22 protein-coding genes and 1 riboswitch are annotated in these 22,233 nt (G+C 66.0%); of the genes, 11 read left to right on the top strand and 11 right to left on the bottom strand.

Features of this window, described 5'->3' with window-relative positions; all coding sequences use genetic code 11:
* Positions 1-117: 117 nt before the first annotated feature.
* Positions 118-2,211, bottom strand: a complete 2,094-nt coding sequence (locus CXZ10_RS18215) for a methyl-accepting chemotaxis protein (RefSeq protein ID WP_180336071.1) — start codon at positions 2,209-2,211, stop codon at positions 118-120.
* 221 nt (positions 2,212-2,432) lie between these two features.
* On the opposite strand from CXZ10_RS18215, the gene CXZ10_RS18210 reads away from it, so the two are divergent.
* A complete protein-coding gene (locus tag CXZ10_RS18210; protein WP_101290786.1) occupies positions 2,433-3,257 on the top strand; it encodes a protein-disulfide reductase DsbD domain-containing protein in 825 nt (274 codons plus the stop codon).
* A 39-nt stretch (positions 3,258-3,296) separates the two neighbouring features.
* A complete protein-coding gene (locus CXZ10_RS18205) occupies positions 3,297-3,779 on the top strand; it encodes a peroxiredoxin (protein WP_101290785.1) in 483 nt (160 codons plus the stop codon).
* A gap of 3 nt (positions 3,780-3,782) precedes the next feature.
* Here the strand turns inward: CXZ10_RS18205 and CXZ10_RS18200 are convergent, their stop codons facing one another.
* The 4 genes from CXZ10_RS18200 to ispH are packed head-to-tail and all read right to left on the bottom strand — an operon-like array spanning position 3,783 to position 7,098.
* The gene (locus CXZ10_RS18200; protein ID WP_101290784.1) at positions 3,783-4,658 is read right to left on the bottom strand and encodes a diacylglycerol/lipid kinase family protein; all 876 of its coding nucleotides are present in this window, start codon (positions 4,656-4,658) and stop codon (positions 3,783-3,785) included.
* Positions 4,648-5,133, bottom strand: coding sequence for a ribonuclease HI (rnhA, locus tag CXZ10_RS18195; protein WP_101290783.1), 486 nt, complete (start codon positions 5,131-5,133; stop codon positions 4,648-4,650). The genes CXZ10_RS18200 and rnhA overlap by 11 nt, the downstream gene beginning before the upstream one ends.
* Positions 5,130-6,110 carry a homoserine kinase gene (locus CXZ10_RS18190; protein ID WP_101290782.1) on the bottom strand — a complete coding sequence of 327 codons (981 nt, stop codon included), beginning with the start codon at positions 6,108-6,110 and terminating at the stop codon, positions 5,130-5,132. Before CXZ10_RS18190 ends, rnhA begins: the two co-directional genes overlap by 4 nt.
* A gap of 1 nt (position 6,111) precedes the next feature.
* On the bottom strand, positions 6,112-7,098 hold the full coding sequence (gene ispH, locus CXZ10_RS18185; protein WP_244617202.1) for a 4-hydroxy-3-methylbut-2-enyl diphosphate reductase: 987 nt from the start codon (positions 7,096-7,098) through the stop codon (positions 6,112-6,114).
* Between the two features lie 226 nt (positions 7,099-7,324).
* Here ispH and CXZ10_RS18180 point away from each other — a divergent pair, with 226 nt between their 5' ends.
* The 9 genes from CXZ10_RS18180 to CXZ10_RS18140 all read left to right on the top strand — a co-directional run bounded on the left by CXZ10_RS18180 (position 7,325) and on the right by CXZ10_RS18140 (position 16,447).
* On the top strand, positions 7,325-7,900 hold the full coding sequence (locus CXZ10_RS18180) for a hypothetical protein (protein ID WP_101290780.1): 576 nt from the start codon (positions 7,325-7,327) through the stop codon (positions 7,898-7,900).
* A 97-nt stretch (positions 7,901-7,997) separates the two neighbouring features.
* Positions 7,998-8,091, top strand: a riboswitch (glycine riboswitch).
* A 152-nt stretch (positions 8,092-8,243) separates the two neighbouring features.
* On the top strand, positions 8,244-9,401 hold the full coding sequence (gene gcvT, locus CXZ10_RS18175) for a glycine cleavage system aminomethyltransferase GcvT (RefSeq protein ID WP_101290779.1): 1,158 nt from the start codon (positions 8,244-8,246) through the stop codon (positions 9,399-9,401).
* Positions 9,402-9,505: 104 nt separating this feature from the next.
* Positions 9,506-9,877 carry a glycine cleavage system protein GcvH gene (gene gcvH / locus CXZ10_RS18170; protein WP_101290778.1) on the top strand — a complete coding sequence of 124 codons (372 nt, stop codon included), beginning with the start codon at positions 9,506-9,508 and terminating at the stop codon, positions 9,875-9,877.
* Between the two features lie 103 nt (positions 9,878-9,980).
* Positions 9,981-11,327 (top strand): aminomethyl-transferring glycine dehydrogenase subunit GcvPA, encoded by a 1,347-nt coding sequence (gcvPA, locus tag CXZ10_RS18165; RefSeq protein ID WP_101290777.1) that lies wholly within the window; start codon positions 9,981-9,983, stop codon positions 11,325-11,327.
* Positions 11,324-11,482: a hypothetical protein gene (locus CXZ10_RS21630; RefSeq protein WP_180336070.1), complete on the top strand. Its 159-nt coding sequence runs from the start codon at positions 11,324-11,326 to the stop codon at positions 11,480-11,482. The genes gcvPA and CXZ10_RS21630 overlap by 4 nt, the downstream gene beginning before the upstream one ends.
* Positions 11,483-11,484: 2 nt before the next feature.
* On the top strand, positions 11,485-13,032 hold the full coding sequence (gcvPB, locus tag CXZ10_RS18160; protein ID WP_244617207.1) for an aminomethyl-transferring glycine dehydrogenase subunit GcvPB: 1,548 nt from the start codon (positions 11,485-11,487) through the stop codon (positions 13,030-13,032).
* Between the two features lie 123 nt (positions 13,033-13,155).
* The gene (locus CXZ10_RS21405) at positions 13,156-15,549 is read left to right on the top strand and encodes a hypothetical protein (RefSeq protein WP_143741564.1); all 2,394 of its coding nucleotides are present in this window, start codon (positions 13,156-13,158) and stop codon (positions 15,547-15,549) included.
* Positions 15,546-15,806 (top strand): EscU/YscU/HrcU family type III secretion system export apparatus switch protein, encoded by a 261-nt coding sequence (locus CXZ10_RS18145; protein WP_101290773.1) that lies wholly within the window; start codon positions 15,546-15,548, stop codon positions 15,804-15,806. Before CXZ10_RS21405 ends, CXZ10_RS18145 begins: the two co-directional genes overlap by 4 nt.
* Before the next feature lie 113 nt (positions 15,807-15,919).
* Entirely contained in the window at positions 15,920-16,447 is a 528-nt protein-coding gene (locus tag CXZ10_RS18140; protein WP_101290772.1) for a hypothetical protein, read from the top strand.
* 24 nt (positions 16,448-16,471) lie between these two features.
* Here CXZ10_RS18140 and CXZ10_RS18135 read toward each other — a convergent pair whose 3' ends face one another.
* From CXZ10_RS18135 to CXZ10_RS18110, 6 genes are all read right to left on the bottom strand, one after another.
* On the bottom strand, positions 16,472-17,149 hold the full coding sequence (locus CXZ10_RS18135; RefSeq protein WP_101290771.1) for an HAD family hydrolase: 678 nt from the start codon (positions 17,147-17,149) through the stop codon (positions 16,472-16,474).
* A 42-nt stretch (positions 17,150-17,191) separates the two neighbouring features.
* A complete protein-coding gene (locus CXZ10_RS18130; protein ID WP_210199964.1) occupies positions 17,192-18,691 on the bottom strand; it encodes an AMP nucleosidase in 1,500 nt (499 codons plus the stop codon).
* 126 nt (positions 18,692-18,817) lie between these two features.
* Positions 18,818-19,453: a GNAT family N-acetyltransferase gene (locus CXZ10_RS18125; RefSeq protein WP_101290770.1), complete on the bottom strand. Its 636-nt coding sequence runs from the start codon at positions 19,451-19,453 to the stop codon at positions 18,818-18,820.
* Between the two features lie 54 nt (positions 19,454-19,507).
* A complete protein-coding gene (locus CXZ10_RS18120) occupies positions 19,508-20,206 on the bottom strand; it encodes a TerB family tellurite resistance protein (protein WP_101290769.1) in 699 nt (232 codons plus the stop codon).
* A 111-nt stretch (positions 20,207-20,317) separates the two neighbouring features.
* Positions 20,318-20,890 (bottom strand): histidine phosphatase family protein, encoded by a 573-nt coding sequence (locus CXZ10_RS18115; RefSeq protein ID WP_101290768.1) that lies wholly within the window; start codon positions 20,888-20,890, stop codon positions 20,318-20,320.
* Between the two features lie 21 nt (positions 20,891-20,911).
* A complete protein-coding gene (locus tag CXZ10_RS18110; protein WP_101290767.1) occupies positions 20,912-22,075 on the bottom strand; it encodes a benzoate/H(+) symporter BenE family transporter in 1,164 nt (387 codons plus the stop codon).
* Between the last annotated feature and the right edge of the window lie 158 nt (positions 22,076-22,233).

Below are 22,233 nucleotides of genomic sequence, written 5' to 3'. Positions count from 1 at the left end.
GTTCGTAGGCTCCGAATGACCAATATGAACCGCCATGGCGATTATTCAAGGCATGAAAGCGAGGAGGGAGGCGGTGCCTGCCATCTCCCGTCGCCTAACGCGTTGAAAGTCGGAACATCACGCCGCCCGCAGCGTCACCAAAAACTCATCCATCGCCCGGCGCAGCTCACCGGCCTGCGTCGCGAGGTCATCGGCGGCCGATAGAACGGTGGCCGACACGGTGCTGGTGTGCTCCGAAGCCTTCCGGATGCCTTCGACATTTTCCGACACGGCGGCGGTTCCGCGCGCCGCCTCGCTGACATTGTGGGCGATCTCGCTCGCCGCGCCGGACTGCTGCTCGACGGCGGTGGCAATGGCACCGGATATTTCGTTGAGGCGGTGAATGATTTCGGCGATGGCACCGATCGAGGTGGCCGACGTGCCCGTCGAGGACTGGATGCCACCGATCTGGCGGGAGATCTGCGATGTCGCTTTCGACGTCTGGTCGGCGAGTTGCTTCACCTCCGCCGCCACGACGGCAAAGCCCTTGCCCGCTTCGCCGGCCCGCGCCGCCTCGATGGTGGCGTTGAGAGCCAGAAGATTGGTCTGGCCGGCGATGCTGTCGATCAGCTCGACGATGGTGCCGATCTGATCGGCGGCCGCTTGCAGGCTGGCGATGTTCTCACGCGTGGTCGCGGCGGTCTCTCGCGCCTCGGTGGCGACCGAGCCGGCGGCCGCGACGCGGGTGCCGATCTCGGAAATCGACGACGACAGCTCCTCCGTGGCGCCGGCGACCGTCTGGACGTTGGCCGTCGCCTGGTTGGCGGCGGCCGCGGCCGACGCCGCTTGCATCGCCGTTTCCTCCGCGTTGCCGGTCAGGGTCTCGGCCGCACCGTGCAAAAGGTCGATGGCGGCGACGACGCGTTGCAGGACGCCGCCGACGGTGTTCTCAAAGGCTGCGGCCGTCTCATCGCGCAGCCGCTGGCGTTCGGCTGCTTCGCCGGCCTCGCGTTCGGCCGCCTCGCTGGCCAGCTCGCTGACCCGGATGGCGTTGGTCTTGAACACTTCGACCGCGGCAGCCATCGCTCCGATCTCATCCTTGCGGCCGAGGCCCGGGATCTCCACGGACGTGTCGTTGGCGGCCAGCCGGCTCATGGCGGCGGTCATCAGCGCCATCGGCCGGCCGAGGCGGACGCGGGTGATGATGGCGGCGGCAACTGACAACAGGACGGTAATGGCGAGCATGCCCGCATTGATGGCGAGCTGCCGGCTGGCGGCGGCCGAATAGCCGCCGGCCCGTGCGCCGAGAGCCTCGATGGCGGTGCCGGCCACATTGCCGACCGCCGTGGTCGCCTGGGTGCCTTTCTGGCGCCAATCGGCGAGCTTGACGCTCGGCGGCTGCCAGGAGGTCATCTTCTTGATCTGCTCGTCATGAAGCTTGCGGAAATCGCCGGTGAAGAAGGCTGCGTCGCCCTCCGCAAAACTCTGCCTGACGGCCTCGGGAATGCCGGGCGAGGCGACCATGCTGCGCACGAGGTCCCACAGCGACTGCGCCTGCTTCAAGGCAGCGGTGATCGGCGCTGCCTCGCCGTCGCGGAACGGACGCTTCTCTGTGACGGCGGGCAATAGCCCCGTCACGGTGATGCCGGCGTAACTACGGGCATTCCAGGCGAGAGCCCGGACATTGACCAGGGCGGCAAGCTCCGGGGCCATGGTCTGCATGCTGCTTTCGATGGTACCCGTCGCGGCGTCCATCGCGGTCAGAATGTCATTGCCACCGGCGAGATAATTCTTCCCTACCGTCTTGTCGCGCTCGGCGAGCGGCTTGGCGAGTTCGGCATCGGCGGCCGCCCGCAACGCCTGAAGCGCGTCGCGCCGGGCCTTGAGATCGTCGAGCGCCTGTTTCAGAGCCGCATCGTCGATCGCCCCCAAGCCGGCGATCGTCGCCTCCAGGCCGGCCGAGGTTGCAGCGCGACGCTCGGCAATCGCCTTGAGCGCGTCGCCATTCTGCTCAGGCGGCACGCCGAGAGCCAGAGGCGTGTCACCACGCTCGATCCGGAAGTTGGACATGGCATCGAACAGGTTGCGCTCGACGCCGGCGAGACGGCTCAACGTTTCCGCCGTCGACCATGCTTGATAGGCCGACCAGACCCCATTGCCAGTCAGTGCCAGAAGGACCAGGCTGAGGGTTGAAATCACGAGAATAATCGATTTCTGAATCGACAGGCGCATTTCGTCCTCGCCGGCATATACAAAAGGTGTACCCATCAATCCCAACAGCTCTTAAGAAACAGAAAATACTGCCGATAATGACAATGACGGATGTCGCCGCATCCAAGGTCTCAACCACGAGATTGTGATCTTGGACCGTCTGCCCCGACGCTTTTTCGTAGGGACGCAGGCGTGCCTGATGCTATCTAGTCGCGAACGCTTCCCAGAACCGAGAAACTGCATTGAAGACATCGGCCCCATTGCGATTTGCCTTTCTCCTGGCGTTGTTCCTCGGCCCTGCGGCGCCGGTCTGGGCTTTCGAGGTTCCGTCGGTTGAAGCGCGCCTCGTTGTCGCGGGCGGCATCGAGGGCGGCGCCTATCGGACGGCGCTGGAACTCGACCTGCCCAAGGGCTGGCATACCTATTGGCGCAATCCCGGAGATGCCGGCATCCCGCCGATCTTCGACGTGGCCCGCAGCGACAACCTCAAGGAGTTCAGCGTCGATTATCCCGTCCCGGTTCGCCATACCGATGGTACCGGCACGTCGATGATCTACACGGGCCGCCTTCTCCTGCCGATCCGGGTGGTGCCACAGGAAGCGGACGACCCAGTGGCGCTGACCATCCACGTACTCTATGGCCTCTGCGCCGAAATCTGTGTGCCGGCCGAGGCGGACGTCACCGCGCATCTCGACCCGGCCGCCGCCGTCGATGCGGCTGCCAGCGCCGAGATCGCCGCCTTCGAGGCGCGCGTGCCGGTCCGGTCCGACGACGATCGCCTGGCCATCGATCGCTTCGGCTTCGATGCCAAGACGGCCAGGGGCAGCGTCGACGTATCGGTCGTCGATGACGGACGTCTCGTCGACCTGTTCGTAACCGGTCCGGCCAAATGGTATGCCGCGCCGCCCGCGCCCGTCGGCATCGATGGCGGGCGCCGCCGCTTCACCATTGCACTTGAAGGACCTTCGCGGGCGACCGGGGTGGACGGTGTCGAGCTGAGCTTCGTGCTGGCCGAGAAGGACGGGGCCTACGAGATCATCCGTCGCCTCGACGCTGCGGCTGAATAAGTATAATCACGGGTATCAACCCTGTGAAAGGATACGGACATGATCAAGGTCGGAGACAAACTGCCCGCGTTCACCTTCCTGACGCCGACCGCCGATGGCGGCCGGACGGAAATCACGACCGATGACGTGTTCGCCGGCAAGAAGGTGGTTCTCGTGGCAGTGCCCGGCGCGTTCACCCCCACCTGCTCGAAGAACCACGTGCCCGGCTTCATTCAGAAGTTCGACGAGATCAGGGCCAAGGGCATCGACACGGTCGCGGTCGTGGCCGTCAACGACGCCTACGTGCTCGGCGCCTGGCGCAACACGCTCGGCGCGGGCGACAAGATCCTCTTTCTCGGCGACGGTTCGGCGGCTTTCGCCAAGGAAATCGGCCTCAGTCAGGATTTCGGTGCCAGCATGGGCGTGCGTTCCAGGCGCTACGCCGCGATTGTCGAAGATGGTGTCGTGAAAGACCTGCAGGTCGAAGAGAAGGCAAGCGAGACCACCTGCTCGGCCGCACCCAGCATCGTCGAAAGGCTCTGAGGCTCAGCTTATGACCTCGATGATCTGGCCGGCGCGCACGATCGCGCCGGTCGTTTCCATGCGATCGCCGTCGATCTGCATGAGGATGCCGTCACCTGAGAAGCGGACCTCGCGCACGGCTCGATCCTGAACTGCGGCCAGCCTGTCGAGACGACCGAGCGCAAGCGCGACGGCGGCGCGGAGCAGCGTTGCCGGGCTGTCCTCGGCAAGCGTCACAAGGCGCAAGCCCGGCTCGGTAGCGTGGGTGTGCCGCGTGATCATCAGCGGGCCGCCATAGAAGCGCGCCGTGGTCACCACGGCGATCCGGCAGGCGATCGTCTCGCCGTCGGCGATGACGGTGACATCACGGCCCTTTCGGGTGAGCGCCAGGGTCAGGCCGCGCCAGCCGTAGGCGAGCTTGCCCCAGCGCCGTTTGAACGGGGCGTCGACGGCGTGGACGATGTCGGCGTCGAAACCGGCCGACACCATCAGCGCGAAGGGGCGCTCGCCCACCATGCCCAGATGAAGCGGCGCCCTGCGGTCTGCCGCGATGCGCTCGGCCAGCTTCTCCGGCGAAAAGGGCAAACCTAGTTCGTGCGCCAGCACGTTGGCCGTGCCGAACGGCAGGACGGAGAGGGCAGGGCCGTCGCCGTCGCGCCGGATGATGCCGGTGATCGCCTCGTTGATGGAGCCGTCACCACCGCCAACCACCAGCGTGCGCACCGAGGACGGCAGGTCGGCCGCGATGTCCGTCAGTTCGCCGGAATGGCGGGTCAACCGGATATCCAATCCGAGACCGAGCCGGTCCAACCGGTCGGCGAGCCGCATCAGGCGCCGGTGGCTGAAATGGCCCGCCACCGGGTTGGCCACGATGAGGATCGGTGCCGGGTCATGCGGCATCGCCGCTCTCCGGAGGCGCCGGCACGTAGCCTGGCTTGAACGGCGCCATGCCGAGGCGGGCCAGTTCGTCGGCCCGCTCGTTCATGTCGTGGCCGGCATGCCCCTTCACCCAGTGCCAGTCGACGCTATGGCGCTCGCGTGCCGCCTCGAGCCGCTGCCAGAGATCGGCATTCTTCACCGGCTTCTTGTCGGCGGTCTTCCAGCCGTTCCGCTTCCAGCCGAAGATCCAGCCAGTGATGCCGCCCTTCACATACTGACTGTCGGTATAGAGATCGACGGCGCAGGGGCGCGTCAACGCTTCGAGCGCCGCGCAGGCAGCGGTCAGCTCCATCCGGTTGTTGGTGGTCAGTTGCTCGCCGCCGCAAAGCTCCTTGCTCTTGTCGCCGTAGACGAGGATTGCTCCCCAGCCGCCGGGACCGGGATTGCCCGAGCAAGCGCCGTCGGTATAGACGGTGACGCGTCTGCCCACGCTCATGCGCCGCTTCCGGCGAGCTCGAGGCCATAGGCGCTCGCCGTCGTCGCGGTCCGGTGAAAGCGCAGCTTCTTGTAATACTCGAGCGGATCCTTCTTGCGGACGAGGGCGCCGGGCGGCGTCATCAGCCAGTCGTAGAGGCGCGTCAGCAGAAAGCGCAGCGCCGCCCCGCGGCAGAGCACCGGCAGCGCGTCCATTTCGGCGTCGGTCAGCGGCCGTCCAGAGGTGTAGCCGGAGAGCATCGCCCGACCCTTGGTGATATTGAAGGCGCCGTCCGGCTCGAAGCACCAGGCATTGAGGCAGATGGCGAGGTCATAGACGAGGAAATCGTTGCAGGCGAAATAGAAATCGATGAGCCCGGACAACTGCCCCTTGAGAAAGAACACGTTGTCGGGAAAGAGATCGGCGTGGATGACGCCTTCCGGCAGGTCTTTCGGCCAGTTGGATTGGAGGAAGGCGAGTTCGGTCTCGACTTCGCCGCCGAGGCCGGTAAGCACCTCGTCGGCGCGATCGGCGCTGCCGGCATAGAGTGGCGGCCAGCCGTCCGGCCCGAGGCCGTTGCGTCGACGGATGGAAAAGCCTTCACCGGCCTTGTGCAGGCGGGCCAGTGCCTCACCCACCTGGCCGCAATGGCTCACCTCCGGCCGCTTCACCCACATGCCGTCAAGAAAGCTGACGATGGTGGCCGGACGGCCGGCAAGACGGCCGAGCGCCTCACCGTCGCGATCGCGAACCGGCTGCGGGCAGTTGATGCCCCGGTCGGCCAGATGATCCATCAGGCCGAGGAAGAATGGCAGGTCGCCCTCGTTCACCCGCTTCTCGTAGAGCGTCAGGATGAAGCGCCCCGTCTCGGTGCCGAGCAGGAAGTTGGAATTTTCGACGCCCTCTGCGATGCCCTTGCAGGAGACCAGCGCGCCGATGTCGTAGCGGGTCAGGAAATCGGAAAGCTCCTCGTCGGAAACATCCGTGTAGACGGCCATTCTAGAGCTCCGGGCCGCTCTTGTCGGCCCCATGGTCGGTGATGTCGCGCAAGGGGCGCGGAAGGGTGAAGGCGATGGTTTCCTCGGCCGTTCGCACGGTCTCCACCGTCACCTCGTAACGGGTGGCAAAGGCGTCGATGATCTCCTCGACCAGCACTTCCGGCGCCGAGGCGCCGGCGGTGATGCCGAGCGTTGCGATGCCGTCGAGCGCATCCCAATCGAGGTCGGAAGCCCGCTGGATCAGGAAGGCGCGGGCGCAACCCTCGCGGGCCGCCACTTCGCGCAGGCGCTGCGAGTTCGAGGAGTTGGGAGCGCCCACCACCAGCATGGCGTCGACCTGGGGCGCCACGGCCCTCACGGCCGCCTGCCGGTTGGTCGTGGCGTAGCAGATGTCGCTCTTATGCGGAGGCACGATGTCCGGATAGCGGAGCGAGAGCGCCTCGACGATCATCCGGGTATCGTCGACCGACAGCGTGGTCTGCGAGGTGTAGGAAAGCACCGTGCCGGCGGGAAAATCGAGCTTGCCGACATCGTCCACCGTCTCGATCAGCGTCACCGACCCCTCGGGCAACTGGCCCATGGTGCCGATCACCTCGGGATGACCGGCATGACCGATCAGGATCACGTGCCGGCCCTTCTTGTGATGGATCTCCGCCTCGCGATGCACCTTGGTGACCAGCGGGCAGGTGGCGTCGAGCTGGAAGAGGTTGCGGGCTGCGGCCGCCGCCGGCACCGAGCGCGGCACGCCGTGCGCCGAGAAGATCACCGGCTGGTCGGTAGCTGGAATCTCGTCGAGTTCCTCGACGAACACGGCGCCCTTGGCGCGGAGTTCTTCGACCACGTATTTGTTGTGGACGATCTCATGCCGCACGTAGACCGGCGCGCCATAACGGGCGAGCGCCAGATCGACGATCTGAATCGCCCGGTCGACGCCGGCGCAGAAGCCGCGCGGCGCGCAGAGCAGGATCTTGAGCTTCGGCAGCGTCAACCGTGGTACCTCTTGCTGGAGAAGCGGAATAGAAGTGTTTGCCCTGGCACTGTCAAGGGAAAGGCGGCTGTTGAGCGGTTGCCCGAAAAAAGTCCGAAGGGTGGTCTCGAATGCCGGAGGCGACCCGCATCGCACTGGATGCACGGCCGAAAACGAGCCGCATCGAACGAGTCGCCAAGGCTGGGGCTGCATGCTATGGAAGCGGCGAAGCGGAGGTGACGCTCTCATGATGTCTGTCGGTTTCAGCGGTAAGTTTTTGTCGGCACTGGCACTTGCCATGGCGCTTTCGGCCTGTTCCTCGGGTGGTGGCTTCTCCCCCCGGTCCCTGGTTTCCGGTGGGCCCGATCCCAAGGCGGAACAGGAGTCGCTGGAGAAATTCGCGACGGTCGCGGTTTGCCCGGACGTGCAGGTGCGCGACGGTACGCAGATGATGGCGGTGTTCGAGAAGGGCAAGGACGGCGACTACGGCGCCATCCGCTTCCAGGGCACCATCCGCAAATACGCACGCGAGTGCCGCACCGACGCCTCGGGTACCACCACCATCAAGGTGGGCGTGGCTGGCCGTCTCCTCGCCGGCCCCAAGGGGGCGACCGGCGCCACGACGCTGCCGGTGCGCGTCGTGCTGGTCCGCGACGGCGACGAGGTGCTCTATTCCAAGCTCTATCCGGTCAACGTCACCATTGCGCCCGGCACGGCTGCTGCCGACTGGGACCTCGTGGCGCCCGACCTCGTCGTGACCGGCGACAAGAGCCAGGGCAACTTCGTCATCTACGTCGGCTTTGACGAGTCGAAGAAGAAGTAGGCCTTCGGCCGAAGCCGCTTGAAATTGAGCCGCCGACAGGTCATGCTGGCGGCTGTCCGGAAAAGGTCGTATCCGGACGCGGGGCTGCATGGCTCCGAGACGCTGCGCGGGAGAGATCGGCGGTGGTTACCGTCGGCGCCGAAGGAGCAACCGCCCCGGAAACTCTCAGGCAAAAGGACCGCACGCAGCGGGCGACGCTCTGGAAAGCAGGCGAGGTTCAGGCCTCGACTCACCGAAGGAGTAACCTGGGCAGGGAGCCCGGGGAAATCTCTCAGGTTACGTGACAGAGGGGGCGCGGACAGACGAATCCCGTCGTCCGCCCACCTCTATCCGGAGCTGACGCATGACGACCCCCGTCGATGCCGATCACGACCCGCATTCTGGCGCGCCGCTCAAGACGCCGCTTTGCGACGCCCACGTGGCGCTTGGCGCCCGCATGGTGCCGTTCGCCGGCTACCTGATGCCGGTGCAATACGAAGGCATTCTTGCCGAACATGCTCACTGCCGCGCGGCCGCCGGCCTGTTCGACGTGTCGCACATGGGACAGGCGACGCTCCGCGGGGCCGATCATCAGACGGTCGCCCGCGCCCTTGAGACGCTGGTCCCGGCCGACATCCTGGGCCTGGAGCCCGGCCGGCAGCGTTATTCGCAGCTCCTCAACGAGCGCGGCGGCATTCTCGACGATCTGATGGTGCATCGCGCCCCCGGCGCCGATGGCACGCTCGGTCTCGTCGTCAACGCCGCCTGCAAGGTCTCGGACTACGCCCATATCGCGGCTCGTCTGCCCGCCGGCGTTCTACTGGAAATCCATGAAGAGCGGGCCTTGCTCGCCCTGCAAGGACCAGAGGCAGTGAACGTCCTGGTCTCGCTCGGTGCCGACGTTGCCGGCTGGGACTTCATGGATGTTGGGCCGGCAAGCCTCGCCGGAATTCCGGTCTTCCTGTCCCGCTCCGGCTACACCGGCGAGGATGGTTTCGAGATCTCGGTACACGCCGATACCGTTGTCGGTCTTTGGCAGGTTCTGCTGCGCGATCCTCGCGTCCGGCCGATCGGTCTCGGCGCTCGCGATTCGCTGCGCCTTGAGGGCGGACTTTGCCTCTACGGCCATGACATCGACGAGACGACGACGCCGATCGAGGCCGGTCTTGTGTGGTCGATCCAGAAGCGCCGTCGCGAGGAAGGCGGCTTTCCTGGCGCCGATATCGTTCTTGCGCAGATCGCCGAGGGCGTCGCCCGCAAGCGCGTCGGCATCCGGCCCGATGGACGCGCGCCGGCCCGCGACGGCACCGAGATCGTCGACGACACTGGTGTCGCCATCGGCGTCGTCACCTCCGGCGGCTTCGGACCAACGGTGGGCGGCCCGGTTGCCATGGGCTACGTCGCCGCCGTTCATGCCCGGCCGGGGACCAAGGTCGGACTGGTGGTGCGCGGCAAGACGCTGCCGGCCGAGATCGTTTCCCTTCCCTTCGTTCCGGCGCGCTTCCATCGCGCGCCCAAGTAAGAGGCCGTTTGGAAACTCGCTCAGGGGAGTCGGCTGATCAGACGGCCGCCGGAGTGGAGTTTCAAGACGGTCTCTAAAACCTCCAGAGATAACGGAACAAAGCCATGACCAAGTATTACACCGAAGAGCACGAGTGGATCGTCGTCGCGGGCAACATCGCCACCCTCGGCATCACCGATTATGCGCAGGCCCAGCTCGGCGACGTGGTGTTCATCGAGGTGCCGACCGTCGGCCGGAAGGTGAAGAAGGGCGAGGAGACGGCCGTCGTCGAGAGCGTCAAGGCGGCGAGCGAAGTCTATTCGCCGGTGACCGGCACGGTTGTCGAGGCCAACGGTCCGCTGGCCGACAGCCCGATCACCGTCAACGAGGACCCAGAGGGCGCCGGCTGGTTCTGCCGGATCGAAATGTCCGATCCTGCCGAACTCGAAGTTCTGATGGACGAGGCTGCCTACAAGGCCTTCGTCGAGGGGCTTTGATCACCGATCAGCCGGTTATGAAAGGTCGTGTTCACCGGGCAGTGTTGCTGCTTCGGTGATGCGAGCTTTGGAGACCGTTCCCTGAAGGCCGTTGGAGTCATCCATGCGCTATCTTCCCCTGTCTGAAGCCGATCGGAGCGAAATGCTGGCCGCCATCGGCGCCGCCTCCATCGACGATCTCTTCGCCGACCTGCCGCCCCAAAAGCGCTTGGCAGCGCTGCCTAAGCTGCCGCCACACGCCAGCGAGCAGGCCGTCGCCCGTCGCCTTGGCGCCTTGGCGGCCAAGAACATGCCGGCGGGATCGGTGCCTTTCTTCGTCGGCGCCGGTGCCTATCGGCACCATATTCCGGCCACCGTCGATCACCTGATCCAGCGCTCGGAATTCCTGACGAGCTACACGCCCTATCAGCCGGAAATCGCCCAGGGCACCTTGCAGGTCTTGTTCGAGTTCCAGACGCAGGTCGCCCGTCTCACCGGCATGGAGGTGGCCAACGCCTCGATGTACGACGGTTCAACGGCGCTGGCCGAGGCGGTGCTGATGGCTCACCGCATCACCCGCCGCGATCGGGCTGTGCTGTCGGGCGGCGTCCACCCGCATTATCGCGGCGTGGTCGAGACGGTGACGCGCTTTCCGGGCCATGCTGTGGAGAGCCTGCCGCCGGATATCTCCGGCACCGAGGACATCCTCGCAGCCATCGATGAGAGCACATCCTGCGTTGTGGTGCAGTCGCCGTCCTTCTACGGCCACCTCTACGACCTGAAGCCGATCGCCGAAAAGGCGCATGCCGTCGGTGCGCTGCTGATCGCCGTCTTCACCGAGGTGGTGTCGCTCGGCCTGATCGAGCCGCCGGGCGCACAGGGCGCCGACATCGTGGTGGGCGAAGGCCAGTCGCTGGGCAACCCGCTCAGCTTCGGTGGTCCCTATGTCGGTCTGTTCGCCACCCGTCAGAAACATGTCCGTCAGATGCCCGGCCGCCTGTGCGGCGAGACGATTGATGCCGATGGCAAGCGCGCCTTCGTGCTGACGCTGTCGACGCGTGAGCAGCACATCCGCCGCGAGAAGGCTACGTCCAACATCTGCACCAACGCCGGCCTCTGTTCGCTGGCTTTTTCCATCCACCTGACGCTGTTAGGCGGCATCGGGTTGGAAAGGCTTGCCCGCGTCAACCACGCCAACGCCGTGCGCCTCGCCGACCAACTGGCTGCGCTGCCCGGCGTCGAGTTGCTCAACCGCGCCTTCTTCAACGAGTTTGCCCTGCGTCTGCCGAAAAACGCTGCCGCCGTCGTCGAGGCACTGGCAGGGCGGGGCATTCTGGCCGGCGTGCCGGCAAGCCGGCTGGAGCCGAACCGGCCGGAGCTTGACAATGTCCTGGTCATCGCCGCCACGGAGGTCAACACCGAGGAGGACAGGGCGACGCTGACGGCCGCGCTGCGGGAGGCCTTGGCATGACCGACAGGCGAACAACAGACGGTGGCGCTCCTTGGACCAAGGACAATCCCTCCCTCGCCCAGCGCCGTTTCTTCAGCGACAGCCCAGTGAAGACGCCGAGCCGCTATCGCAGTTTCCTGCTTTCGACGCTGTTCACCTTTGGAGGTGACCGATGAACATGAACAATGTGGGCCGCCCGACCGCGCCCGTCGCCACCGATGCCGCCATTGCCGCTTCCACCTTCACCGGCAACCAGGGTCTCGCCATCGAGGAGCCGCTGCTGTTCGAGGTGGGCCGTCTCGATGCGACCGGCGTCGACTTCGAGGATGTCGAGGCGTTCGAGCCTCGCCTTGGCGGTCTCGCCCGCACGGCGCCCCTCGACCTTCCCGGCCTCACCGAGCCGGAGACGATGCGCCACTATGTGCGCCTCAGCCGGCAGAACTATGCCATCGACCTCGGTCTCTACCCGCTCGGCTCCTGCACCATGAAGCACAATCCGCGTCTCAACGAGGCGATGGCGCGGCTGCCGGGGTTTGGTGATGTGCATCCACTGCAGCCGCTGTCGACAGTGCCCGGCGCGGTAGAGCTGGTCGCCGAACTTGGCCGCTGGCTGCTGGAGCTGACCGGCATGGCGTCGGTCGCCATGAGTCCCAAGGCCGGCGCCCATGGCGAGATGTGCGGCATGGCGGCGATCAAGGCGGCGATCGTCGATCGCGGCGAAACCCGCGACGTGGTGCTGGTGCCGGAGTCGGCGCATGGCACCAACCCGGCGACCGCCGCTCAGCTCGGCTTCCGCGTGGTAGCGGTGCCGGCGCGTGCCGATGGCACCGTCGACCCGGAGGATGTCAAGAAGCGTCTCGGCCCCGAGGTGGCGGCGATCATGCTGACCAACCCCAACACCTGCGGCCTGTTCGAGCGCGACATCCTGGAGATCGCCGAGGCGGTGCATGCCGCCGGCGCCTATTTCTACGCTGATGGTGCCAACTTCAACGCCATCGTCGGCAAGGTCAGGCCGGGCGATCTCGGCGTCGACGCCATGCATATCAACCTGCACAAGACCTTCTCGACGCCCCATGGCGGCGGCGGTCCCGGCGCTGGTCCGGTGGTGCTGTCCGAGCGGCTCGCCGCCTACGCCCCGGTGCCCTTCGTGCGCTTTGGCGGGGACGGCACGGCCGAGTTCGTCGAGACGCGCAAGGCAGCGGGCGAGCGCGGCCTGAAGCCCTTTGGCCGCATCACCGCCTTCCATGGCCAGATGGGCATGTTCGTGCGCGCGCTCGCCTACATGCTGAGCCATGGCGCGGATGGTTTGAAACAGGCGTCCGAGGACGCGGTACTCGCCGCCAACTACGTCAAGGCCCGCCTCAAGGACGTGATGACGGTTGCTTTCCCTGAGCGCCCGGCCATGCACGAGGTTCTCTTCGACGACCGGTTCCTTGAGGGCACTGGCGTCACGACGCTCGATTTCGCCAAGGCGATGATCGACGAGGGCTATCATCCGATGACCATGTACTTCCCGTTGGTCGTCCACGGCGCCTTGCTGATCGAGCCGACGGAGTCGGAGTCCAAAACCAGCCTCGACCAGTTCGTCGGCACGCTGCGGCATCTTGCCGAAAAGGCGAAGTCGGGCGACGTTGCCGCCTTCAAGATGGCCCCGCAACTGGCACCGCGTCGACGCGTCGACGAAACGCTGGCTGCTCGCCAGCCGAAGCTGGTCCACCAGGGCTGACCGAGATGGAGCGGCGGCTTTGGCTGCCGCTCGAACCGGCGCGATGACAGAGCCAATGTGACGGCTTGCCAGACGGGCCGTTTCAACGCACCCTTCCGGAACCCCTTCTCCGGGAGCATGCCCATGGCGATCGGCTCGCTGCCGCCGGTGACCAACGAAATCCAGGCGAACTCCGGTCAGCCGGGCAAGACGCTTGCCCAACAGACGGCGGCCGGTTCGCTGCTCGACCTTCAGGCAGCGGCAACGGCCGAGCCGACCGTTGCGATCGTTCCAGAGACCACGCTGATCGAGAAGGCGGTGGCCGAGGCACTCGGCCGTCAGGGCGGTTTGGCGCCGCTCTATGCAACGCTGGCCGAGCTTGCCGACGCGCCGGATCTGCCGGACACGGTGAAAACGGCGATTAACCTGGTGCTCGCCTTCCGCCTTGGCGATGGCAACGTCACGCCCGAGCGGGTCGCCGAGGCAATCCGTTCGTCGGGCCTGTTCCATGAAGCGGTAGCGGCCGGCCGGATGGCGGCGGTTCTGCCGCCGGCGATCCGCCAGGCGCTCGGTGGTGTGCCGACGGAAAAGCGGCAGGCCGCGCGCCCCGGGGCGACGACTGCCTTGTCCGCTACCCAAGTCGTTGCCGCGAGACCGGTTCCGGCCGCTGCCGTCCCCTCCTCGCCGCCCGTCGACAGGCCACCGACGGGCGCAGGTGCCTATGTGAGCCAAGCTGGCGCTCCGATCACGACGTCTGCTCCGTCTGCAGGCATGGCTCCCAGTACCGGCGGACCTGTTAGCTCGGTTGCCGGCATGCCGGCATCGGCGGTGGGGCCTGTTGCCGCTACCCCGATTCCCAGCGCTGTCGTGCCGTCAGCAAGCGGTGTTGTGACACCCGCCACTGCCCCTGCTGCCCAGGTTGTGATGACCACGGGAGACCAGCCTCTGGCGTCCCCTGCTGGCAGCACGCCGATGCCCACGTTGCCGGCGGTATCGGGTCCGGTTCCGGGTAGTGCTCCGCCAACGGTTGCGGCACCGACACCGTCGGCCGCGGATAGTCGAGCGGCAACATTGCCGCCACCCACCGGTGGCGCGGTGCCCTCGTCGTCTCCGGCCGCCTCTCCCGCAACACCGACTGCGCCCCCAACGGTTCATCTCGCCGGCTCGACCGTTCCTGTTCCCGGCAACATTGCTCAGTCGGTATTGCCCGAGGGGGCGGCGCCCAATCACGCCGAGGTGGGAACGCCGGCGCCCTCTCCGCCAACATCGCCGGGTCACCCTGCCGGCACTGCCGCAGCCTCACGCGCCTTTGCACCGTGGACACCCGGGCGCCCGATGGCGCCGCCAATGCCTGCGGCGACCGCTCCGGCGAGCGTGGCCGGCTCGCCTCCCGATCCCGGCCATGCCCAGCCCGCTTCCCCCGCCGTTCCCTCGACCGGCGAACTGTCGCTTCACCGCGTTGCCGGCGACAAGGCTCCTTTCGTTCCCTCGACGGTGGAGAGCTTGCCGAATGCCTCACCGGGCACCGTGACACCTCGGCCGACCGTCGGGCCTGCGGCGACATCCGCCCCACCGAGCATGTCGGCGCAACCGGGCATGCCGGCGCAACCGGGCATCAGTCCATCCCCGACATCTTCTCCCATAGCCGTCTCAGCGTCCCAGCCGGAGGCAGGTCCCGTGGCCGGGCCGGGCGCAATCCAGTCACCGCCTGGGTTATCGCAAGGGCGTCCGGGCGTGGTTATCAGTGCCGAAGCTCCTGCCTCTCCCGTCCGGCAACCCGCTTCCCCCACGGTCACTATGCCGACGGTTGCGGGTCCGATGACGGCCGGCGTCGATCTCAAGGGGGCATTGGAAGTGCTGCGCCGTGAGCTGACCGTCTGGCTCGGTCGCAACGCCAATGTGATGGCCAGCCTTGATGGAGGCGGCGATGACGCGGTGACGCGCGTCGATCGGCCGCTACCGCCACGCAAGGGGGGACCGGTGCGCGGTCAGCCGGCTGTGCCGCTTCCCGATGGCGACGACGGCGAGATGGCCTCGACGGAAGCGCTGGCCGGTCGCGCCCTCGGCGAAGCCGAGCGCTCGTTGTCGCGCGTCTTTCTGCATCAGGCCGCGACCGCCGAGAGCCGCGATGCGAAGGTCGCCCAGCCGACGCCGGCGTTGATCTTCGAGATCCCCATCGCCGGACCGAACGGCACCTCCGTCGCCCAGCTTCGTATCGAGCGCGATGATCACGCGCCAAGCGAGCCGGGCGCGCCGCCGCGGCGGGTGTTCCAAGTGGACATCGCCTTCGACGTCGCCCCCCTCGGCCCTGTCGCCGTGCGTGTGGGGTTGATGGAGGGGCGGCGCGTGGCCGTCGGCGTCTGGTGCGAGAGCGACGACGGTCTGGTCCGCATGGAGGCGGAACGAGAGAACATCGTGCTGGGTCTCGAGCAGGAAGGCATGGTCGTCGCGGGTGTCGACTTGCATCGCGGTCATCCGCCCGAAACCCGGGACGAGACAACCGTCGCGGCCAATCACCGCCTGGATCTGCAACTATGAGCGACAAGGACATCCGCAAGGCGGTGGCATTGCAGTATGCCGCACCGGACGCACCGAAGGTGGTCGCCACCGGTAAAGGCGCCGTCGCCGAGGCGATCATTGACAAGGCGCGGGAAGCCGGCGTGCCCATCGAGGAGAACCCGGCGCTTGCCGACGCGCTGTCGACGCTGAAACTCGACGAGACGATCCCAGTCGATCTCTACAAGGCGGTGGCATCGGTGATCGCCGCCGTTTTGCGGGCCGCGAAGAAGGCCTGACCGTTTCGCAGGGCCGTGAAGCCTCGTCCGAACGTTCGCGAGCGGACTGATTGCGCGGCCAACTCTCAACGCCTAGAGTTGCCCTCTCTGTTGATGTCAGGACGAAGTTTCCGATGCTGAAGTATCTTCTCGTCACCGTTTCGCTTGCCCTAGCCAATCCTGCCGCTGCCGCCGATGCCGTGACGCCGGTTCGGGCCATCATGGACGTTGCGTCGGCTCTCTGGTCGAGTGCCGATGGCGAGGCGGGCGATTACTTCGACGAAACGCACATCGGCAACTTCAGCAAGGACCTGCGCGCCCTCTATGCCGAGGCGACCAAGCATCCAGCCTTCGACACCGAAGACGGAACCGGCAGTCCGTTCGACTACGATCCGATCATCCTCGGGCAGGATGGCTGTCCGCTGGAGGAGCTGACCATCGAGCCGGCAGGAAAAGACGGATCGGCAACGGACGTGGTCGCTCGCTTCAAGCGTTTCGCCTGCATGGAAGGCTCATCCGAGGAAGAGCGCAACGCCCTCTCGGAAGTGCATTTCCTGGTGGTTTCGGAAAGCGGCCGACCGGTGATCGCCGATGTCGTCTCAGGTGACGACGACGACCGCTACTCGCTCGTCGAGACGCTGAAGGCAATCATCGCCAACTGAGATTGCCACCTAGGAACGGCCGCGTCAGACGCCTCGACCATCCCAGCCGCGAAAGGCTTCGATCACCGCGACAATGTCGGCGTGGCGGCGGACGACCGTTTCGGCGCCCGCTTCCATCAGTGCCTCGGCATGCCCCGGCCACGAATGGGCGCCACCGGTGAAGCCGATGGCCCGCATGCCGGCCCGGACGGCAGCCGTAACACCGGCGAACGAGTCCTCGATGACGATCGCCTCGGCCGGATCGACCCCGAACTCGCGGGCGGCGTGCAGGAAGACGTTTGGATCGGGTTTGCCCTGGCGAGTTCCCACCTCGCCCGCCGAGAACACATAGGGCTTGAAGCGGTCGTAGAGGCCGGCGCTGGTGAGCGCCCGCTTGAGATAGGCCGAATCTGCATTGGAACCGACGCAGCGCGGACCGTCGAGCGCATCGAGCAGTTCGGCGATGCCGGGCACCGCTTTCACGTGGACGATGCGCCGGTCGAACTCCGCCTGTATCAGGTCCTTGATGCGGCCGCTGACCGGCAAACCGGTCTCCTCGGAAAGGATGGCTTCCATTTCGCCGCTGGCAAGACCCGCGAAGCGGGATGTTACTTCCTCGGCCGTGATGGCGAAGCCTTCATCGTTGAGCACTTCCGCGGTAACTGCCGAGGAAATGATCTCGGAATCGATGAGCACGCCGTCGCAGTCGAAAATGGTGAGCATGAGACAATCCGGGTTCGATGGGCGGGGTGAAAACGGCGAATCCTATTGGAACGCCGTTTCCATGAAGGAGCGCAGCTTGCGCGAATGCAGCCGCTCCGGCGCCATTTCACGCAGCTTTTCCATGGCACGTATGCCGATGGTCAGATGCTGGCTGACCTGCCGCCGGTAAAAGGCGCTCGCCATACCCGGCAGCTTCAGCTCGCCATGCAGCGGCTTGTCGGAGACGCAGAGCAGTGTTCCGTAGGGCACGCGGAAGCGGAAACCATTGGCGGCAATGGTCGCCGATTCCATGTCGAGCCCGATGGCGCGCGACTGGGAAAAGCGCTGCACCGGCTCGCGCTGGTCGCGCAGTTCCCAGTTGCGATTGTCGATGGTGGCGACGGTGCCGGTGCGCATGATGCGCTTCAGCTCGAGGTCCTTGAGGCCAGTGACCTCGGCGACCGAGCCTTCGAGCGCCACCTGGATCTCGGCCAGCGGCGGAATGGGAATCCACAGCGGCAGATCGGCATCGAGCACATGGTCGTCGCGCACATAACCGTGGGCCAGGACGTAATCGCCAAGCTGCTGGCTGCTCCTGAGACCGGCACAGTGGCCGAGCATTACCCAGGCATGCGGCCGGAGAACGGCGACGTGGTCGGTGATCGTCTTGGCATTGGAGGGGCCGACTCCGATATTGACCAGGGTAATGCCGGAATGATCCCCGCGCACGAGGTGGTAGGCCGGCATCTGCGGCAGGCGCTGAAGCTCCTCGCCCTCGACCGGTGCCGCCTCGCCGAGCGGTGTCACCTGGTTACCCGGCTCGACGAAGGCGACATAGTCGCTCTCGCCCGAGGCCATCATCTCGCGGGCGCGGGCGGCGAACTCGTCGACGTAGAACTGATAGTTGGTGAACAGCACGAAATTCTGGAAGAACCGCGGCGAGGTCGCCGTGTAGTGCTGCAACCGATGCAGCGAGTAGTCGACGCGCGGCGCCGTGAACGGGGCGAGCGGCAGCGGATCGCCGATCTTGGGATCGAGCGTGCCGTTGACGATGGCGTCGTCGGTGACGGCGAGGTCGGGCACGTCGAACATGTCGCGCAACGGGCGCGGCAACGTGTCCATCAGGGCGCCCTCGACATAGGCGCCTTCAAAGAAGGCGAAATGCAAGGGTATCGGCAGCGAGCTCTCGCCGATCTCGATCGGCGCGTCATAGTTGCGGATGATCACCGACAACTGGTCGACGAGATAGGTACGGAACAGTTCCGGCCGCGACACCGTGGTCTCGTAGATGCCGGGGCCGCTGAACTGGCCGTAGGAAAGGCGCGAATCGGCGCGGCCATGGGTGTCGGTGGAGACCCGGATCAGCGGGTAATAGGCGCGGATGCGTCCCTCGGGAACGGCGCCCTGCACCACCGCCTCGAAGGAGGAACGGAGGAAGGCCGTATTGCGGGCGTAGATCTCGATCAGGCGGTCGACGGCGGCTTCCGCGTCACGGAAGCTGGTCATGGGCAGGCGAGGGGGACTATCGATGAAAACGGGAGCCGGGCGCTCGGATGCGATCATGTCGGTCTCTTGCGGTACGTGCCCGTCAGGCTGTTCACCCTCGGGCTGGTACCGCAAGGTCAATACCACAAGATGACGGCGAAGCCAGTCCCGTTTGTTCGCGGGAGGTTCGACCTCGCCTGAGGCTTATCCAAGATCGGGCGAACGGCCGTTCCGGATCATCGGGATATGTGGCCCCGCGCTTTCGTCCAGCCGTCCGATGAGGCGGGGGTCATCATGTACCTCGACCGCGCGGGCATAGGGCACAAAGCCCATGCGCATATAGAAGGGCAGGGCCTGCGGACTGTCGAAATGACAGGTGTGCAGCCAGAGGCGTGTCACACCCGGTCTGGCGAAGGCAAGCTCTATGGCTTCGCGCATCATCCAGCCGCCGATGCCGCCGCCAACGGCGTCCGGAACCAGACCGAAGAACGAGATTTCCGTTTCGCCCGGCTTGGAGAGGTTCATCTCGACCAGTCCCATGCGTCGGCCGTTCTTCACCGGGCACCAGGATCGCATGTGCGGCGCGTCGAGCTTGGCTTCGAGCCTCTCGCGGGGCATGAGCAGGCGGGAACTCCACAGCCATTCCCAGCCAATCTCCCTGTAGAGCGCGAGAAAGACATCTGTATCCCAGTGGCTGACGGGTTCGAGTGAGTAGCCAGCCGGCGCCGGCCGGCGGGGACGGTCGGGCCGTTCGGTCATCTCCAGGAAGGTGACGAGATTGGCGAGCTTGCCGGGCGCGAGGGCGTGATAGCCGTCGGGGAGGAAGGGCGTTTCGGTCATGGTCCGACGTGTTTAGCCGATGCCGGCGTCCGTCGGAAGGGACTCGCCCAGCTCTTACGCCGCCTGCCGCGTGATGGCGCTGTAGGCGGCGTTGATGGTCGCCATCCGCTCCGTTGCCACCCGAATGAAATCGGCTGGCAGGCCGCGCGCCTGCAGGCGGTCCGGGTGGTGCTCGGCAACGAGACGCCGCCACGCCTTCTTCACCGCCGCGTCGTCGGCGCCGGGCGGAAGTCCGAGCACGGCATAGGGGCAGCGGGCATCTTCCCCGACATGGCGGGCGAAGACGCGGTGGAAGGCTGCCTGAGGCACGCGGAAGATAGCGGCCACGGTTTCGAGGAAGATGAGTTCGTCGTCATGCAGGCTGCCATCGGCGGTGGCGATCACGAACAGGCCATCGAGAATGTCCTCGAGCGTTTCCATGTCGGTTTCATAGAGCGCGCGGATGCGCTCGGCATAATACTCGTAGCCGGCTGTATCCTGCTTGGCGAGGTTGAACAGGCGGGCGACGTGGCGCTTTTCTTCCGGCGGCACCTGGAAAAGCCGCTCGACCACAGCCACCTCGTCAGCCGTGACGACGCCGTCGGCCTTCGCCATCTTGGCGGAAAGCGCAATCATGGCAGAGGTGAAAGCAACCTCGCGCCGTGCTTCCGGCGATAAGGTTTCTCTCAGCACGTCGACGACGCACTGAAAAACGCAGGTGACCGCATCGGGAATGCGGGCAATGACGGCGGAAAATTGCTGCCAGAAGGTCATGATGAGAAACCATAAGGCATTATCGCTACCCTGGCGAGCCCGGAGGCGGCCGATCACGCCATTCACACCAGGATTTGACCGGTTCGGTCAATGAAACCTGGCCGTGCCAGCTCAAGGCGCCGGCACGAACTCGATCTGCCCGCCATCGAGCCGGAAGTAACCATCCTGGGATACGGGCAGCGTCAGCATGTCTTCATGCCGAAGGGCGGCATGGAGGCCGCGCACCAGGCGGCTGATGATGCCATGGGTGATGACGACGGCCGGGCTCTCAGCCGTCTCATACCAGGCGCTGACGCGGGCGAGTACGACGTCCAGCGTTTCGCCTCCCGGCGCCTGGAACTGCCAGTCGAGCGGCCGGATGGACTGGTCGCTGCCAAAGCGGGAGAGAATGTCGTCGCGCGTCAGGCCCTCCCAATCGCCGAAATGCACTTCCATCAGCTTCGGTTCTTCCACGATGCTCATCGGCAACGAACGGCCGATGAGGTCGGCTGTCGTGCGGGTGCGGCCAAGCGGACTGACATAGGCGCGGATCGGTTCGGCGCGCGGACCGATCTCGGCGGCAAGGGCGCGGCCGATACGCGTCGCTTGATCGCGGCCGAGATCGGTGAGCGGCGAATCGAACTGGCCCTGGAACCGGGCTTCCGTGTTCCAGAGCGTTTGTCCATGGCGTATGAGATAGAGCATTCGGTGGATCCGCTGGAGGGCTCAGGCAACTCTTGCACGGTTGATGAGATGGAAGGCAATGCCGGCAATCAGCCCCCAGAAGGCACCGGGGATGCCGAGAAAGCCGACGCCGGACGCCGTGACCAGAAAGGTGACGACGGCCGCCTCGCGTGTGTCGGGAGCCGATAACGCTGTCGAGGTCGAGGCCCCGAACGCACCGAGCAACGCCAGCCCCGCCACAGCCTCGATGAGGACGGGCGGCGCCGCCGCGATGAAGGCAGTGGCGGCGCCTGAGATCAGGCCGACCAGCACATAAGCAACGCCGCAGACCACCGCCGCCCAATAGCGGTTGTCCTTGTCGGGATCGGCGTCGGGGCCGGCGCAAAGGGCGGCGGTGATGGCCGCGAGGTTGACGGCGTGTCCGCCGAACGGCGCGGCGAGAAGGGTGAAGGCACCGGTGTTGCGAAGAATCGGTCCGAACTCCGGTCGGTAGTCGTTGGCGTTCAGGACGGCCATGCCAGGAATGTTCTGTGCTGCCATCGTGACGACATAAAGCGGCAGTGCCGTGCCGATCAGCGCCGCGAGGCTGAAATGCGGCGCGATGAGAACGGGAGCCGGCACGAGGCCTTCGCTCACCGCCGATGGAATCGGCGTCGTTGCGGCAATGATGACGGCGGCGACGATTACCGCGGCCGGCACGGCCAGCACCTTGCGCCACAGGCCGACGATCAGCCAGGTCAAGACCACCGCGAGGCCGGCGAGCGGCGAGATGGCCACCGCCTTCACCGGCGCGAGACAGAGCGTCAGGAGCACGCCGGCCAGCATCGCCGAAGCAATCGGCGTCGGGATGGCGGCCACGGCGCGGCCAAGCGGCTTGATCACGCCGGAGAGCATCAGAAGTGCACCGGTAATAAGGAACGCACCAACCGCGTAGGAATAGCCGCCGGCCACCGCGCCGGAAGAGGCGAGCAGCGCCGCACCCGGCGTCGACCAGGCCACCGAGATAGGCATCCTGAATCTGAGGCTGAGCAGGATGCCCGAAAATCCCATGGCAATGGTGACGGCCATCAGTCCGGAGGCGACCTCGGCCGGCGAGGCGCCGGCCGCCGAGAGGCCACGCACGACGACGGTAAACGCGCCGCCGAATCCGACGAAGGCTGCAATGAGGCCGGCCGCGATGGCCTGCGGCGAGGGACGGGAGGTCATTTGTCAGTTCCGGAAAGACATTAAGAAAGGCGCCACCATCCAATCCGAAAGGCGACGGCGCAGCAAGGGGTGGCTTGCGAACGACGCGACTTGCTGCCGGACGATCATCGGATGGCCTTGTTGGGAAGCGGCTGTGACTTGGCTCGCCTGCCTCGTCC

The sequence above is a fragment of the Pleomorphomonas diazotrophica genome, from assembly GCF_002844595.1.
Classification (GTDB): Bacteria; Pseudomonadota; Alphaproteobacteria; order Rhizobiales; family Pleomorphomonadaceae; genus Pleomorphomonas; species Pleomorphomonas diazotrophica.
This window is presented reverse-complemented; position numbering and strand designations above follow the sequence as displayed.

Coding starts and splice junctions, on each gene's coding strand:
- CXZ10_RS18215 (WP_180336071.1), bottom strand. CDS start 2,211: ATGCGCCTGTCGATTCAGAAATCGATTATTCTCGTGATTTCAACCCTC.
- CXZ10_RS18205 (WP_101290785.1), top strand. CDS start 3,297: ATGATCAAGGTCGGAGACAAACTGCCCGCGTTCACCTTCCTGACGCCG.
- CXZ10_RS18200 (WP_101290784.1), bottom strand. CDS start 4,658: ATGCCGCATGACCCGGCACCGATCCTCATCGTGGCCAACCCGGTGGCG.
- rnhA (WP_101290783.1), bottom strand. CDS start 5,133: ATGAGCGTGGGCAGACGCGTCACCGTCTATACCGACGGCGCTTGCTCG.
- CXZ10_RS18190 (WP_101290782.1), bottom strand. CDS start 6,110: ATGGCCGTCTACACGGATGTTTCCGACGAGGAGCTTTCCGATTTCCTG.
- CXZ10_RS18180 (WP_101290780.1), top strand. CDS start 7,325: ATGATGTCTGTCGGTTTCAGCGGTAAGTTTTTGTCGGCACTGGCACTT.
- gcvT (WP_101290779.1), top strand. CDS start 8,244: ATGACGACCCCCGTCGATGCCGATCACGACCCGCATTCTGGCGCGCCG.
- gcvH (WP_101290778.1), top strand. CDS start 9,506: ATGACCAAGTATTACACCGAAGAGCACGAGTGGATCGTCGTCGCGGGC.
- gcvPA (WP_101290777.1), top strand. CDS start 9,981: ATGCGCTATCTTCCCCTGTCTGAAGCCGATCGGAGCGAAATGCTGGCC.
- CXZ10_RS21630 (WP_180336070.1), top strand. CDS start 11,324: ATGACCGACAGGCGAACAACAGACGGTGGCGCTCCTTGGACCAAGGAC.
- gcvPB (WP_244617207.1), top strand. CDS start 11,485: ATGAACAATGTGGGCCGCCCGACCGCGCCCGTCGCCACCGATGCCGCC.
- CXZ10_RS21405 (WP_143741564.1), top strand. CDS start 13,156: ATGGCGATCGGCTCGCTGCCGCCGGTGACCAACGAAATCCAGGCGAAC.
- CXZ10_RS18145 (WP_101290773.1), top strand. CDS start 15,546: ATGAGCGACAAGGACATCCGCAAGGCGGTGGCATTGCAGTATGCCGCA.
- CXZ10_RS18140 (WP_101290772.1), top strand. CDS start 15,920: ATGCTGAAGTATCTTCTCGTCACCGTTTCGCTTGCCCTAGCCAATCCT.
- CXZ10_RS18135 (WP_101290771.1), bottom strand. CDS start 17,149: ATGCTCACCATTTTCGACTGCGACGGCGTGCTCATCGATTCCGAGATC.
- CXZ10_RS18130 (WP_210199964.1), bottom strand. CDS start 18,691: ATGATCGCATCCGAGCGCCCGGCTCCCGTTTTCATCGATAGTCCCCCT.
- CXZ10_RS18125 (WP_101290770.1), bottom strand. CDS start 19,453: ATGACCGAAACGCCCTTCCTCCCCGACGGCTATCACGCCCTCGCGCCC.
- CXZ10_RS18120 (WP_101290769.1), bottom strand. CDS start 20,206: ATGACCTTCTGGCAGCAATTTTCCGCCGTCATTGCCCGCATTCCCGAT.
- CXZ10_RS18115 (WP_101290768.1), bottom strand. CDS start 20,890: ATGCTCTATCTCATACGCCATGGACAAACGCTCTGGAACACGGAAGCC.
- CXZ10_RS18110 (WP_101290767.1), bottom strand. CDS start 22,075: ATGACCTCCCGTCCCTCGCCGCAGGCCATCGCGGCCGGCCTCATTGCA.